Consider the following 14,803-nt stretch of genomic DNA (forward strand, 5'->3'; position numbering starts at 1 on the left):
AACTTGCTGCTTGCAGCTTAGAAGGTGGCGCGGGGTCACAGCACCACGGTACGACCTCCATTTAGGAAAACGCGCCGCTCAATGTGATAGCCCACGCCTCGCGCCAGGGTTTGCGCTTCGATATCACGGCCCTTGGCGATCAGGTCTTCGGGGTAGTGGCTGTGGTCTACCACCTCGACGCCCTGGGCAATGATCGGGCCTTCGTCGAGGTCGTTGTTGATGTAATGGGCGGTAGCACCGACCAGTTTGACGCCCTTCTCGTAGGCCTGATGATAGGGCTTGGCGCCCTTGAAGCCGGGCAGCAGGGAGTGGTGAATATTGATCGCCTTGCCGTCGAGCTTGCGACACAGCTCGGGGGACAGCACTTGCATATAGCGGGCGAGGATCACCAGCTCGGCGCCGGTGTCTTCGATCACCTGCCAAACCTTGGCCTCCTGCGCGGGCTTGTTGGCCGGGTCGAGGGCGAAGTGGTGGTAGGGGATGCCGTGCCACTGCGCCAGAGGCTCCAGATCGGGGTGATTGGAGACCACGGCCACCACGTCCATCGACAACTGGCCAATGCGCTGGCGATAGAGCAGGTCGTTGAGGCAGTGGTCAGCCTTGGACACCATAATCAGCACTTTGGGCCGATGGTGTGGCGGCGTCAGTTCGAACGTCATGCCAAAGGCCTGGCCGCGCTCGGCCAGGCCGGCGCGAAATTCATGTTCATCGAAGCCGTCGGGCTGGCGGAACTCAACGCGGATAAAAAAACGCGCCGAACGCTGATCGTCGAAGGAATGGTGTTCGGTGACGTAGCAGCGGTGCTCAAACAGATAACGCGTCACCGCGTCGACGGTGCCCAGCAGGCTCGGGCAGTCGGCGGTCAGGATCCAGGTGTCGGGGGCGCGGCTCATGGCGGGAGTCCTTGGTTGTTGTTGGAATGCGCACGTACAGGTGTGGGAGCGGGCTTGCCCGCGATGCAAACAACTCGGTGCATCCGGTTGACCGAGGGGCTGCCATCGCGAGCAAGCCCGCTCCCACAGGGGACAGCAGGCGGGTTTACGCCTCCACGCTCAACCCGTATTCAGCCGCCGCATCCTGCAACCATAACCACCAGTAATCCGAAAAACTGCGGCGGATCAGCAGTTCCCAGGTGTCTTCGCCGGTATGACGAATCACCAGCTGCGACTTGGCGAAGACCGTGCCCACCGCCTTGCCCACCGGGAAATTGTCGGGGTGTACGTCATAACTGGTGGACTTCATCAGCACCTCGCGCACCTTCGGCCCGCTAAGCTCCAGCAACTGCTGCCCGCCACTGACGTTGACCACCGAAATATGCAGCCCCGCCAGCGCCGCCCGCAGGGCTTGCTCCACGGCGAACTCCTGGCCACCGGGGACGATCAGCAGCCACTCATCCGGCCCCATCCATTGCAGCGAGGTATCAGCGTTGGCCACCAGGCTCAGGGCCACGGGCAGTTCCAGGCCCAGGGCCTTGTGCACGCCTTCGGCAAAGGCCGGGTCTTTGGCGTCACCGCGCAGGGTCAGGTGGCCCAGCAGTTTTTTCTCGCGTACGGTCACGCCAGGGTTTTTCCGGCCCTTGCCGATCAGGCCGGCCAGGCTGGCATGGTGCAGCGAGGATTCGGCTTTGGCGCCCGACTCCGGGCGCTGTTGGTATACGTTGGCTGTGGTCATGAGATCACCCATTCAAATATTCTGCCGGTCGCCTTTCGGGTCGAAGAACACCGAAGACACAATTTCAGCCTCGATCACGCTGCCGTCGACCTGGGGCGAGAACACCCGTTCGCCGATACGCTTCAAGCCGCCCTTGACCACACCCATGGCAAATGAATAACCCAGTGAGTTGTGGGCATAACTCGACGTCACGTGGCCGACCATGGTCATCGGGATCGACTGCTTGGCATCGAACACCAGTTGCGCGCCTTCGGGCAGCCATTGGGTCGGGTTGATGGGCTTGAGCCCCACCAGTTGCTTGCGCTGGTCACGTACGCAGTCTTCACGGTTCATGCCGCGCCAGCCGATCCACGAGAATGGTTTGGTGCGGCCCACGCACCAGCCCATGTTCAGGTCGTCGGGGGTCATGGAACCGTCAGTATCCTGACCAACGATGATGAAGCCCTTCTCGGCCCGCAACACGTGCATGGTCTCGGTGCCATAAGGGGTGAGGTTGTACTGCTTGCCCGCCTCGACGATTTTTTCCAGCACGCCCATGGCGTAGTCAGCCTGGATATTGACCTCGTAGGACAGCTCGCCGGTAAACGAGATACGGAACACCCGCGCCGGCACACCGCCCACCAGGCCTTCTTTCCAGGTCATGAACGGGAACGCCTCGCGATCCAGATCAATGTCGGTCACTTCGCTCAGCAACTTGCGGCTATTGGGGCCGGACAAGGTCAGGGTCGCGTAGTGGTCGGTGACCGAGGTGAAGTAGACCTTCAGCTCGGGCCATTCGGTCTGCTGGTAAATTTCCAGCCACTGCAACACACGGGCCGCGCCGCCGGTAGTGGTGGTCATGACGAAATGATTGTCGGCCAGGCAGGCCGTCACGCCGTCGTCGAAGACCATGCCGTCTTCCTTGCACATCAGCCCGTAGCGGGCCTTGCCCACATCAAGTTTGGTCCAGGCATTGGTGTAGATACGGTTGAGAAACTCGCGGGCATCCGGGCCCTGGATGTCGATCTTGCCCAGGGTAGAGGCATCGAGAATGCCGACGCTGTCACGCACCGCTTTGCATTCGCGCTTGACCGCCGCATGCATGTCTTCGCCGTTACGCGGGAAGTACCACGGCCGTTTCCACTGGCCGACGTCTTCAAATTCAGCGCCTTGCTTGACGTGCCAGGCTTGCAGCGCGGTGTAGCGCACCGGCTCGAAAATATGCCCGCAATGGCGCCCCGCCACCGCGCCGAAGGTCACCGGCGTGTAGTTGGGGCGGAACATGGTGGTGCCCATCTGCGGGATGGTCACGTTCAGCGAGCGGGCGGCAATGGCCAGGCCGTTGACGTTGCCCAACTTGCCTTGATCCGTGCCGAAGCCCAGCGCGGTATAGCGTTTGACGTGCTCAACCGACTCGAACCCTTCACGGGTCGCCAGTTCGATGGCCGCAGCAGTGACGTCGTTTTGCAGGTCGACAAATTGCTTCGGTGCCCGCGCCGTACCTTTTTCGTGGGGCACATGGAACAGCGCCAGGGTCGGTTCCTGCAGCTGATTCAGGGCTTTGGGCAACACCCCTTCCACGGCCTTGAAACCGGCTTCGCTGGCCGCACGTGCGCCGCCCTCAAAACCATCGGCCAGGCTGTCGCCCAGCGGGTAGACACCATTGATACCGCCCACACATACGCGCTTTTGCGGTGCTTCGCCGGGGACGAAACCGAGAATATCTTCACGCCAGGTCGGCTTGCCGCCCAGGTGCGAGGCCAAGTGAACCACCGGGCTGTAGCCGCCCGAAGTGGCCAGCAAATCGCACTCCAGCCACTCGCCGGGGCTGGCAACGCTGAGAGCCTTGACGTCGATCGCCGCCACTCGTGCACCCGTTACATGCTTGCTGCCACGGGCTTCGATCACCGCACTCCCGGTGAGGATGCGAATGCCTTTGGCCCGAGCTTCTTCGACCAGCGCACCACGGGGGTTGCTGCGTGCATCGGCAACAGCAACCACTTGCTGGCCGGCGTCGAGCCAGTCCAGGGCTACGCGGTAGGCATGATCGTTGTTGGTACTGAGCACCAGTTTTTTGCCCGGCGCCACACCATAGCGGCGCACATAGGTGGACACGGCTCCGGCGAGCATATTGCCCGGTACGTCGTTGTTGCCGTACACCAACGGCCGCTCGCAGGCACCGGTGGCCAATACCACGCGCTTGGCCCGGACCCGGTGGATACGCTGGCGTACCTGACCGATAGGGGCGCGATCGCCGAGGTGGTCGGTGATACGTTCGTGAATAGTCAGGAAGTTGTGGTCGTGATAGCCGTTCACCGTCGCGCGGGGCAACAGGATCACGTCGGGTAGCGTCTTGAGTTCGGCGATCACCTTGGCCACCCACTCCATGGCCGGTTTGCCGTCCAGGCTTTCGCGGCTGTCGAGCAGGCTGCCGCCGAATTCTTCCTGTTCATCGGCGATGATTACCCGCGCACCGCTGCGCGCTGCTGCCAGTGCTGCGGCCAGACCTGCAGGGCCTGCGCCGACAATCAGCACGTCGCAGTGGTGGTTCATATAGTCGTAGGTGTCGGGATCGTTCTGGGTCGGCGAGCGACCCAGGCCTGCGGCTTTGCGGATGTACTTCTCGTAAGTCATCCAGAACGACTGCGGGTACATAAAAGTTTTGTAGTAAAAGCCCGGCGGCATCAGCTTGCCGCCGACCTTGCCGAGGATGCCCATCACATCATTGTTGACGTTGGGCCAGCCGTTGGTGCTGGTGGCCACCAGGCCCTGGTACAAAGCCTGCTGCGTGGCGCGCACGTTGGGGATTTGCGTGGCCTCGGTGGCACCGATCTGCAACACCGCGTTGGGCTCTTCGGCACCGGCAGCGTAGATGCCTCGGGGCCGGGAATATTTGAAACTGCGGCCAATCACGTCAACGCCGTTGGCCAGCAAAGCGGCCGCCAGGCTGTCGCCCTCGTAGCCTTTGTATTGTTGACCGTTGAATGTGAAGCTCAGCACCTTGGTGCGGTCAACGCGGCCGCCATTGGGCAAGCGATGGGTCTGGCTCATACTTTTTCTCCCAGCTCGCGGGTGGCCGTGGTGGCCGCAGGTACTGCCTGCTCAGTGAACTGCGGCTTGCTGCCGATCAGGTAGGTTTCAAGAATTTCGTAGGTCACGGTATTGCGCGTGGCATTGAAAAACTGCCGGCAACCGGCGACGTGGTTCCACAGTTCGTGGTGCAGGCCACGGGGGTTGTCGCGAAAGAACAGGTAGTCGCCCCATTCTGCGTCGGTGCAACTGCCAGGGTCGAGCGGGCGCGGGATATGCGCCTGGCCGCTGGCGTGGAATTCCTCTTCGGAGCGAAGCTCGCCGCAATGGGGACAGAAGATATGCAACATGGGTATTTCTCCTGTTAGTGGGCGACAGCGGCAGCGCCGTGTTCGTCGATCAGGGCACCGGTGTGGAACCGGTCAATGGAAAACGGCGCGGCCAGCGGGTGCATCTCGCCCTTGGCCAGGCTGGCAGCAAACACGTTGCCCGAACCCGGCGTGGCCTTGAATCCACCCGTGCCCCAGCCGCAGTTAAAGAACAGATTGGGCACCGGGGTTTTCGAGATGATCGGGCAGGCGTCGGGTGTGGTGTCGACGATGCCGCCCCACTGACGGTTCATGCGCACGCGGGACAACACAGGGAACATTTCCACAATCGCCTGGATCGTGTGCTCGATCACCGGGTACGAACCGCGCTGGCCGTAGCCGACCCAGCCGTCGATACCCGCGCCGATCACCAGGTCGCCCTTGTCGGACTGGCTGATATAGCCGTGTACGGCGTTGGACATGATCACGCTGTCGATAATCGGCTTGATCGGCTCCGACACCAGCGCTTGCAGCGGGTGGGATTCGATCGGCAGGCGAAAGCCGGCCTGACGCGCCATATGCCCCGAGTTGCCAGCCGTGACCACACCAACGCGCTTGGCGCCGATAAAGCCCTTGCTGGTTTCGACGCCGATGCACACGCCGTTTTCCTTGCGAAAGCCGAGCACTTCGGTTTGCTGGATCAGGTCTACGCCCAGAGCATCGGCGGCACGGGCAAAGCCCCAGGCCACGGCATCATGGCGGGCCACGCCGCCACGCCGTTGTACGGTGGCGCCGATGATCGGGTAGCGGGTGTTCTTCGAGCAATCGAGGTAGGGAATCTCGTCCGCTACTTGTTTGCCGTTGAGCAGTTCACCGTCCACACCATTGAGGCGGTTGGCGCTGACCCGACGCTCGGAGTCACGCATGTCCTGCAGGGTGTGGCACAGGTTATAGACGCCGCGCTGGGAGAACATCACGTTGTAGTTCAAGTCCTGGGACAAACCTTCCCATAGCTTCATCGCGTGTTCGTACAGGTGCGCCGACTCGTCCCACAAATAGTTGGAGCGCACGATGGTGGTGTTGCGTGCCGTGTTGCCGCCACCCAACCAGCCTTTTTCAACCACGGCCACGTTGGTGATGCCGTGTTCCTTGGCCAGATAGTAAGCAGTTGCCAGACCATGGCCGCCGCCGCCGACGATGACCACGTCATAGACCTTTTTCGGGGTCGGCGTGCGCCACATCTTCTGCCAGTTTTCGTGGTGGCTGAGGGAGTGCTTGAAGAGGCCGAAGCCTGAATACCGTTGCATAGGATCTACTCCAAAAACGCGCTCAGCGATAAACCGGGAAGTCTTGGCACAGCGAAGTCACCTGGCGGGCCACATCGGCCTCGATATCGGCATCGCCGAGGTGATCGAGAACGTCGCAGATCCAGCCTGCCAGCTCCGTGCATTGCGCCACTTTGAAACCACGGGTGGTCACCGCCGGGGTGCCGATACGCAGGCCCGAGGTCACAAACGGTGATTGCGGGTCGTTAGGCACGGCATTCTTGTTGACCGTGATATGGGCGCGGCCCAGGGCGGCGTCGGCGTCCTTGCCGGTCAGGCCCTGGCGGATCAGGCTGAGCAGGAACAGATGATTGTCGGTACCACCCGAGACCACGTCATAGCCACGCTTGATAAACACCTCGGCCATGGCTTGGGCGTTGTCGATGACCTGCTTTTGATAGGTTTTGAAACCCGGTTCCAGCGCTTCCTTGAAGCACACTGCCTTGGCCGCGATCACGTGCATCAAGGGCCCGCCCTGACCGCCGGGGAACACCGCCGAATTGAGTTTCTTTTCCAGGGCTTCGTTGGCCTTGGCCAGAATCAGGCCGCCACGGGGGCCGCGCAGGGTTTTGTGGGTGGTGGTGGTCACCACATCGGCATACGGCAGCGGGTTGGGGTACAACCCGGCAGCGACCAGACCGGCAACGTGGGCCATGTCGACAAACAGGTAGGCTCCCACCTTGTCTGCAATCTGACGAAAGCGTGGGAAGTCGAGAAATTTTGAGTAGGCCGAGAACCCGGCAATGATCATTTTGGGTTGATGTTCAACAGCCAGACGCTCGACTTCGTCGTAGTCGATCAAGCCGGTGCTGGTGTCGATGCCGTACTGCACGGCGTTGTACAGCTTGCCCGAAAAACTGACGCTGGCCCCATGGGTCAAGTGACCGCCATGGGCCAGGCTCATGCCCAGCACGGTGTCACCGGCGTTGAGCAATGCCAGGTAGACGGCTGCGTTGGCCTGGCTGCCGGAATGCGGCTGCACGTTGGCGTAATCGGCGCCGAACAACTGTTTGGCGCGGTCGATGGCCAACTGCTCAACTTTGTCCACATGTTCGCAGCCGCCGTAATAGCGTTTGCCTGGGTAGCCTTCGGCGTACTTGTTGGTCAGACCGCTGCCCTGGGCTTCCATCACCCGCTGGCTGGTGTAGTTTTCGGAGGCGATCAGTTCGATGTGATCTTCCTGGCGCTGATCTTCAGCATTCATGGCCGCCAACAAGGCGTCATCGTAACCCTGGATCTGATCCTGCTTGCTGAACATCGCGTTCTCCCAGCGCCAGCGCGCCTTTTGGTCTCGGTGGGGCTAATGCCCTTTGAGCCAGATGGTAGAGCTGGCGCAGGCAGACCAAATGCCCATGGACGCCACGCAATGGTGCGTTTACGACATGGTTTCCCATAACCCTGTGGGAGCGGGCTTGCTCGCGATACTGGCTGCGAGGTTTGTCTGGCGAAACCGGGAGATGCCATCGCGGGCAAGCCCGCTCCCACATTTTGTTACAGGCCTTTGGGTTATTCTTTTGTAGGGCATTTCCGCACTTTAAGTCGCGCCTGTGCACCTGCCAGATTCTTGGATAAAGTGCACAACACTATTCGACCATGGAACCGGGAAATGACTGACAAGAGCCAACAATTCGCCAGCGACAACTACTCCGGTATCTGCCCTGAAGTCTGGTCCGCCATGGAAAAAGCCAACCACGGCCACCAGCGCTCTTACGGCGACGACGAATGGACGCTGCGCGCCTCGAACGATTTTCGCAAACTGTTCGAAACCGACTGCGAAGTGTATTTCGCCTTTAACGGCACGGCGGCCAACTCCCTGGCGCTGTCGTCCCTGTGCCAGAGCTTTCACAGCGTGATCTGCTCCGAGACCGCCCACGTCGAGACGGACGAATGTGGCGCTCCGGAATTTTTTTCCAACGGCTCCAAGCTGCTGATCGCCCGCACTGAAAACGGCAAGATCACCCCCGAGTCAATCCGCGAGATCGCCCTCAAGCGCAAAGATATCCACTATCCAAAACCGCGGGTGGTCACCATCACCCAGGCCACTGAAGTCGGCAGCGTGTACCGCCCTGAAGAAATCCGCGCGATCAGCGACACCTGCAAGGAGTTGGGCCTGTTGTTGCACATGGACGGCGCGCGGTTCTCCAATGCCTGCGCATTTCTGGGCTGCACGCCCGCCGAACTGAGCTGGAAAGCCGGGGTGGATGTGCTGTGCTTTGGCGGCACCAAGAACGGTATGGCGGTGGGCGAGGCGATTCTGTTTTTCGACCATGCCTTGTCAGTGGATTTTGACTACCGCTGCAAACAGGCCGGGCAACTGGCTTCGAAAATGCGCTTTCTGTCTGCGCCGTGGGTGGGCCTGCTGGAAAACGACGCCTGGCTCAAACACTCGCGCCATGCCAACCACTGCGCGCAGTTGCTGAGTCAGCTGGTGAGTGACATTCCGGGGGTCGAGCTGATGTTTCCGGTGGAAGCCAATGGCGTGTTCCTGCAACTGTCGGAACCGGCCGTAGCGGCACTGACCGCCAGGGGCTGGCGCTTCTATACCTTTATCGGCAAGGGCGGCGCACGCTTCATGTGCTCGTGGGATACCGAGGAAGCACGGGTGCGGGAACTTGCGGCGGATATTCGCGAAGTGATGTCCGCTTAAAGCGCACGTAACATCAATAACACTGTGGGAGCGGGCTTGCTCGCGATGGCATCAGCGCGGTCGTGCAGACAAACCGCGTTGCCTGAATCGCGAGCAAGCCCGCTCCCACAGGGGGTGATTGGTTTGCGAACCGTCAGGATTGCCCCAGGGTTCGCTCAATCACATCGACCGTGGCGCTGACTTGCTCTTGATAACGGTCGAGTTCCTGTTTGTGGCTCAGTTGCAACTCAATCTGTTTTGAACACAGATTCAGTGCTGCCAGCACCAGCAGCTTGTCCCCGATCAGGCTCGGGTACTTTCTTTTCGTTTCGGCCAGGGCGGCTTTCAACATGACCGTGGCCGCCATCAGGGTTTTCTGCTCCCCCTCCGGCGCCTTGATCGTGTAGTCGTTACCCAAAATCGAGACGACATTTACTCCGTCTCTGTCAAGGCTCATGCGCTGACAGGGCTCGCGCGCTCAACCAGTGCCTGGATGCGGGCTGCGGTCGCGCCTTGCTTTTCTTCCTGTTCCATCAGGGTCAGTTGCAGGCTTTCGTTCTCGTCACGGGCCTGGGCCAGTTCGGTGTTCAGTTGCTCGTTGGCATCCAGCAGTTCTTGTTTTTGCTGTACCAGGTCGCTGACCAGTTGTTCCAGTTTGCTAAGGGATGACTCAATCATGGTGATGTTCTCAAGCAGTTTCGAAGGGCGCGTACGATAAAGAAAAGTCAGCGGCTAAGCTAGCGGCAACCTTGCTTTCAGACCCCTAAAGACTGTGGTTTGCAACCTTTGTTCCCTGCCAGGGTTCTGGAGCCACGAAAGCCCGTCAAAACTCAATCCGCACATCCCCTTTCGGTACGCTGCAGCACGACAGGATATAACCCTCGGCCACATCTTCGTCGGTAATGCCGCCGTTGTGCTCCATGTCCACCTCCCCCCCCAGTTTCAACACCTTGCATGTCCCGCAAATGCCCATGCCGCAAGCCTTGGGGATCATCAGTCCGAGTTTGGCCGCTGCCGCATGCACGGTCTCGGCTGGTCCCACACGAATGCTCTTGCCGGACGCGGTGAATTCCACCTGGTTCAAGTCCGCCACGTCCAGCTCCGGTGCGTCCGCCGCCTGCTCGGCCTGTTCTACCGCTTCAGCCCGCACTTCAGGCGGCGTCGCGCCAAAGGATTCTTCGTGGTAACGGCTCATGTCAAAACCGTTGCTTTCCAGCAGGCGCTTGACCGCGTTCATGTAAGGCGTCGGCCCGCAGCAAAACACCTCGCGCTCCATGAAGTCGGGGGCCATCAGGTCGAGCATCTTATGATTCAGATAACCGCGATACCCGGCCCAGGGTTCGCCCAGCCCGTGCTTCTCGCAGATCAGGTGCAGGCTGAAGTTGTCGATACGCGAGGCCATATGCTCCAGCTCGCGGTGATAAATAATGTCCTTGGGCGAGCGGGCGCTGTGGATAAACACCATGTCGACATTGGCGTTGGTGTCGTAAAACCAGCGTGCCATCGACATTACCGGGGTTATACCGACACCGCCGCTCAGATAGAGCACTTTGGGGCTCGGCGCGTCGATGGCGTTAAACAGTCCCACCGGCCCGTGCACGGCCAGTTCCTGGCCTTCGCTCAAGGTGTCGTGCAGCCAGTTGGAGACCCGGCCACCGGGCACCCGCTTGATGGTCACCGAAAAGCTGTACGGCACCGAGGGTGAGCTGGAAATAGTGTACGAGCGCATCACCGGGTCACCGTCGATTTCCAGCTCCAGGGTCACGAATTGCCCCGGTTTGAAAAAGAACAGGATCGGCTGGTCGGCCATAAAACAGAAGGTGCGCACATCCCAGGTTTCCTGAATCACTTTGACGCATCGCACGATGTGTCGGCCATTGGCCCAGGTCTGGGTGGTTACCGGGTTCAGAAAGCTATTGGACATGCGCTTCTCCACGGCCGACAGCCGGCCTCTTGCTGGCGATTCTGCGCATGCCCCGAAGCGGCCATTTATCCATTCGCGACATCCACATACTTATCGCGACCAGCCCCTGAAAACAGCACCTTCAGCGTCGGGAACAGATTGGGCCATGTCGCCCGTAGATATGGCTGCGGCGCACTTCGAACGCACACTCAGCGCCACTACCACTTGTATTGCTTTGCCTTGCGTCGAACCCCTGATCAGCCATTTTTAGGCCACATCCGATGGCCATGAGGACTACAACGATGGACGTCACCGCAAACTTGAGCCTGGGCGATCCACTGGAACCCGCACGCAAGGCCACCGCCGAGATGCTGCAGAACCGCGAGCGGACATTTTCGCTGCCACAGCCGTTTTATAACGACGAGCGCCTGTTCGAAATCGATATGCAGGAGATCTTCCAGAAGGAGTGGCTGATTGCAGGCATGACTTGCGAGATACCGGCCAAGGGCAACTTCCTGACCCTGCAGGTGGGCAAGAACCCGATTATCGTGATTCGCGGCGCAGAAGGTCAGGTGCATGCCTTTCATAACGTGTGCCGCCATCGTGGTTCACGACTGTGCACCAGCGAAAAAGGCAAGGTCGCCAAACTGGTGTGTCATTACCACCAGTGGACCTATGAGCTGGACGGGCGCCTGTTGTTTGCCGGCACCGAGATGGGTGCGGACTTCGACATGAAGCAATACGGCCTCAAGCCGGTGAACGTCAAAACCGCGGGCGGCTATATCTTTATCAGCCTGGCCGAGAACCCTCCCGCCATCGATGAGTTCCTCGCCACACTGAACCACTATATGGAACCTTACGACATGGAAAACACCAAGGTGGCGATTCAAACCACCCTGGTGGAAAAGGCCAACTGGAAACTGGTACTGGAAAATAACCGCGAGTGCTACCACTGCAACGCGTCGCACCCTGAGTTGCTCAAGACCCTGCTCGAATGGGACGACGTCACCGACCCGCGCGCCGATCAAGCGTTCAAGGATCACGTCGCCGCCTCCGCAGCCGCCTGGGACGCCGAGAAAATTCCTTATGCCCACGCCAGCTTCGGCCTGCGTAACCGCATCGTGCGCATGCCACTGCTCAAGGGCACGGTCTCGATGACCCTGGACGGCAAGCAAGGCTGTGCAAAACTGATGGGGCGCATCAAAAACCCGGACCTGGGCTCAATGCGCATCCTGCACTTGCCGCACTCGTGGAACCACTGCATGGGCGACCATATCATCGTATTTACCGTATGGCCGATCAGCGCGCAGGAAACCGTGGTCAGCACCAAATGGCTGGTGCACAAGGATGCGGTAGAAGGCGTGGACTACGACGTGGAGCGCATGCGCAAGGTCTGGGACGCCACCAACGACCAGGATCGCCGGCTGGCTGAAGAAAACCAGCGCGGCATCAACTCGGTCGCCTACCAGCCAGGGCCGTACTCGCAAACCTACGAGTTTGGCGTGGTCAACTTTGTCGACTGGTACAGCGAGCGGCTGCTGAACAACCTGGGGGCGGCGCCTGCGGCGTATCTCAAGGGTGTGGTTGCCCAGTAAACCTGCATCTGCGCAGGGGGCGTTTAACTGGGAAGTGGACAATGCATCAAATACGCCTCACCCGTTACGCGGATCAGCGGGTGGGGCGTTATCTGGCAGGTTTTGACGATCTCAAAACCATGGCGCTCATAAAATCGACGGGCACCTGTGTTCGCCGCATAGTCGATCAGGCTCAAACCAGTCAGCCCCAGTTCGCCGCAACGCGCCTTGGCATGCAGCAAGAACCTGGCGCCCAACCCGAGGTTTCGCCAGCCCTTATGCAAAGCCAGGCTTGAGATATACAGCGTGTCCGGGATTTCCATATCCGCATAAGGTGCCAGCACCGGGTCAGTCTCAGGCTGGGCATCCGGGTCGTCGCGCATCTCAAAGCTGTGCATCATGCCGATCACCTGGCCCTCGGCCTCGGCAATCCAGCAGTTTTCATACGAAAATATGACCCCCGCACGGGCATAACGCATCTCCCCGACGTCCAGTAGTTGCTGACCCGGCTGCGCCATCTGACTCCAGATGTAATCGGCGCAGCCTTCGGACGATATCTGAAAAAGACGTGCAATTTCGCGTGCATCGGCACGCACTGCTGGACGAAATGAAACGCTCATTCGTTTTACTCCACGGGGGCACAGGACTCTTTTTAGCTCAAACCGATTCAAGTCAACAACACACAACCCTGGCCTCATTTATGTCCATGTATTGCATGCTAATGATCGTTTTTTAACCACTCCCCTCTAGCCCATGCAATCAAAGGGCTACAGCCCTTCACCAACATCTTGTCCACAGGCACACCCACAGCAACTGTGGGGAAGTCATGGATCACTACCGGGGCAGACATCTGTACATTTTTTGTGCAAACCTGCACAAGCCACGGTTTTAAAGGCCTGCAGATAACCACACCCACCTTATCCACAGTTTGACCAACTGAATATGTGCGCAACTTTATCCACCCTGTTGAAAACTCCCTTAGCCCTTGTATTGGCTGGTTTTATCCCATCAAAAGACGATGCCAACGTGGATTGAACATTTTTTGATCAGCACCTTGGAGCCCTTTAATATAAAGGCCTGCAGGATAGAGCGAACAACTTATCCACACCTTCACCAACAGAGTTTGTGGGTAAACAAAGCAAGCGCTCTGCAAGTGTGATTTCCTGGCAGCGATCATTTTTTGTACAAACCTGCAGGAGCCACGTCAGCCGGGCCCTGCAAGCAAATACAGACAGGTTACCCACAGGCAGGCACACAGAAACCCGGGGTAACTTTGCGCAGATGTCTGGCAGTACCTTGCCTACTAAAATGCTGTCCGCAAACTCGCTCGCGAAGGCAGTGATATCAGACGTTAAAAACACTGGATCGATCACCATCATCTGCCACGTTTCTTAGACTTTTTAGAGATTTGGCATCACGCCAAACATTATATCAATTTCAGCCTGCAAGCCCCCTCCCCCCTATTAAACAACTCTAAACACTCACAAAATGAACAACCCAACAAAAAGATAACCAACTCACTATTAGCCGGTTCATTTCAATGGATCCAATTTTGATTGCAGGATAATTGCCATCAATCGAATAAGTCCTATATTTATTTTTATGCAGCCTGTTCGCTACCCTGTTTATACAGGCACTCAACCACCTACAAAAACTGCAGGTAACACGCCCCTAAAACCCGCCAATACTTATAGTTTAAACGTGAAAATTTTGTGATCTTGCGCGCCACACTTAACACTGCGGATCCCTTATTAATTATCAATAAAACCGTGCAGATTCAACAGGATAAAACAATCTATCGATTAGATTGGCACCCCTGCTTTATCCGTTATCTGAAACGGCGAGGTCTTGATATGAAACATTCATTTTTGATTATACTTGTCATATGTGCGGGACTAACACCGACCTTCGCACATGCTAATTGCTGGCAGGATGCAGGCAACCGCTATGACATTGATCCGTTGCTGTTACATGCCATTGCCCAAGTTGAATCGAAAATGAATCCGGCCGCACGCAACGTCAATAAAGACGGGACTTACGATATAGGCTTGATGCAAGTCAACAGTCGCCATTTGAAACACCTTGCCACTTTTGGCATTAGTGAATATCAACTACAGACTCAACCCTGCACCAGTGTCATGGCCGGTGCCTGGATCCTCGCCAAATTTGTCAAACAACTGGGTTACAGCTGGGACGCCGTGGGCGCCTATAACGCCGGAACAAAGCCAAATCGTGAACATCTGCGCAATCGTTACGCCCTTCGCGTCAAGGGGTACTACGGGCAGTTAGTCAGCCAGCGCGAGCAAAGACTCCAGGCTGACGCCCGTAAATCTCAGGCCATATTTGCATCTGGCGGCGAGCGCAAATACAAATGATGTCGCTGGCTC

13 protein-coding genes are annotated in these 14,803 nt (G+C 58.6%); 3 read left to right on the forward strand and 10 right to left on the reverse strand.

The genetic code is table 11. The features are described 5' to 3' along the window. Positions 1 to 35: 35 nt before the first annotated feature. The 6 genes from purU to glyA form a co-directional block, all read right to left on the reverse strand. Complete coding sequence (gene purU / locus GHO42_RS24055; protein WP_016782559.1) at positions 36 to 893, reverse strand: formyltetrahydrofolate deformylase; 858 nt, start codon at positions 891 to 893, stop codon at positions 36 to 38. 145 nt (positions 894 to 1,038) lie between these two features. Continuing rightward, positions 1,039 to 1,671, reverse strand: coding sequence for a sarcosine oxidase subunit gamma (locus GHO42_RS24060; protein ID WP_094999980.1), 633 nt, complete (start codon positions 1,669 to 1,671; stop codon positions 1,039 to 1,041). Positions 1,672 to 1,683: 12 nt separating this feature from the next. Further along, positions 1,684 to 4,701: a sarcosine oxidase subunit alpha gene (locus GHO42_RS24065; RefSeq protein ID WP_094999839.1), complete on the reverse strand. Its 3,018-nt coding sequence runs from the start codon at positions 4,699 to 4,701 to the stop codon at positions 1,684 to 1,686. After that, positions 4,698 to 5,030 (reverse strand): sarcosine oxidase subunit delta, encoded by a 333-nt coding sequence (locus tag GHO42_RS24070; protein WP_094999838.1) that lies wholly within the window; start codon positions 5,028 to 5,030, stop codon positions 4,698 to 4,700. Before GHO42_RS24070 ends, GHO42_RS24065 begins: the two co-directional genes overlap by 4 nt. 14 nt (positions 5,031 to 5,044) lie before the next feature. Continuing rightward, entirely contained in the window at positions 5,045 to 6,295 is a 1,251-nt protein-coding gene (locus tag GHO42_RS24075; protein WP_016782563.1) for a sarcosine oxidase subunit beta family protein, read from the reverse strand. 22 nt (positions 6,296 to 6,317) lie between these two features. Beyond that, positions 6,318 to 7,571, reverse strand: a complete 1,254-nt coding sequence (gene glyA / locus GHO42_RS24080; protein WP_094999837.1) for a serine hydroxymethyltransferase — start codon at positions 7,569 to 7,571, stop codon at positions 6,318 to 6,320. A 348-nt stretch (positions 7,572 to 7,919) separates the two neighbouring features. On the opposite strand from glyA, the gene GHO42_RS24085 reads away from it, so the two are divergent. Beyond that, the gene (locus GHO42_RS24085) at positions 7,920 to 8,960 is read left to right on the forward strand and encodes a low specificity L-threonine aldolase (protein WP_094999835.1); all 1,041 of its coding nucleotides are present in this window, start codon (positions 7,920 to 7,922) and stop codon (positions 8,958 to 8,960) included. A 133-nt stretch (positions 8,961 to 9,093) separates the two neighbouring features. Here the strand turns inward: GHO42_RS24085 and GHO42_RS24090 are convergent, their stop codons facing one another. From GHO42_RS24090 to gbcB, 3 genes are all read right to left on the reverse strand, one after another. Then, on the reverse strand, positions 9,094 to 9,396 hold the full coding sequence (locus GHO42_RS24090) for a cell division protein ZapA (protein ID WP_094999834.1): 303 nt from the start codon (positions 9,394 to 9,396) through the stop codon (positions 9,094 to 9,096). Beyond that, complete coding sequence (locus tag GHO42_RS24095; RefSeq protein ID WP_016782568.1) at positions 9,393 to 9,617, reverse strand: hypothetical protein; 225 nt, start codon at positions 9,615 to 9,617, stop codon at positions 9,393 to 9,395. Before GHO42_RS24095 ends, GHO42_RS24090 begins: the two co-directional genes overlap by 4 nt. A 145-nt stretch (positions 9,618 to 9,762) precedes the next feature. Then, complete coding sequence (gene gbcB, locus GHO42_RS24100) at positions 9,763 to 10,863, reverse strand: glycine-betaine demethylase subunit GbcB (RefSeq protein WP_094999833.1); 1,101 nt, start codon at positions 10,861 to 10,863, stop codon at positions 9,763 to 9,765. A 281-nt stretch (positions 10,864 to 11,144) separates the two neighbouring features. On the opposite strand from gbcB, the gene gbcA reads away from it, so the two are divergent. Beyond that, positions 11,145 to 12,437, forward strand: coding sequence for a glycine-betaine demethylase subunit GbcA (gene gbcA, locus GHO42_RS24105; RefSeq protein WP_094999832.1), 1,293 nt, complete (start codon positions 11,145 to 11,147; stop codon positions 12,435 to 12,437). Between the two features lie 23 nt (positions 12,438 to 12,460). On the opposite strand, the gene GHO42_RS24110 is transcribed toward gbcA, so the two are convergent. After that, positions 12,461 to 13,036 carry a GNAT family N-acetyltransferase gene (locus tag GHO42_RS24110; RefSeq protein WP_153326872.1) on the reverse strand — a complete coding sequence of 192 codons (576 nt, stop codon included), beginning with the start codon at positions 13,034 to 13,036 and terminating at the stop codon, positions 12,461 to 12,463. A 1,092-nt stretch (positions 13,037 to 14,128) separates the two neighbouring features. On the opposite strand from GHO42_RS24110, the gene GHO42_RS24115 reads away from it, so the two are divergent. Beyond that, positions 14,129 to 14,791 (forward strand): transglycosylase SLT domain-containing protein, encoded by a 663-nt coding sequence (locus tag GHO42_RS24115; RefSeq protein ID WP_323165439.1) that lies wholly within the window; start codon positions 14,129 to 14,131, stop codon positions 14,789 to 14,791. Positions 14,792 to 14,803: the final 12 nt, after the last annotated feature.

The sequence above is a fragment of the Pseudomonas sp. FSL R10-0056 genome, assembly GCF_009600105.1.
GTDB classification, from domain to species: Bacteria; Pseudomonadota; Gammaproteobacteria; order Pseudomonadales; family Pseudomonadaceae; genus Aquipseudomonas; species Aquipseudomonas bubulae.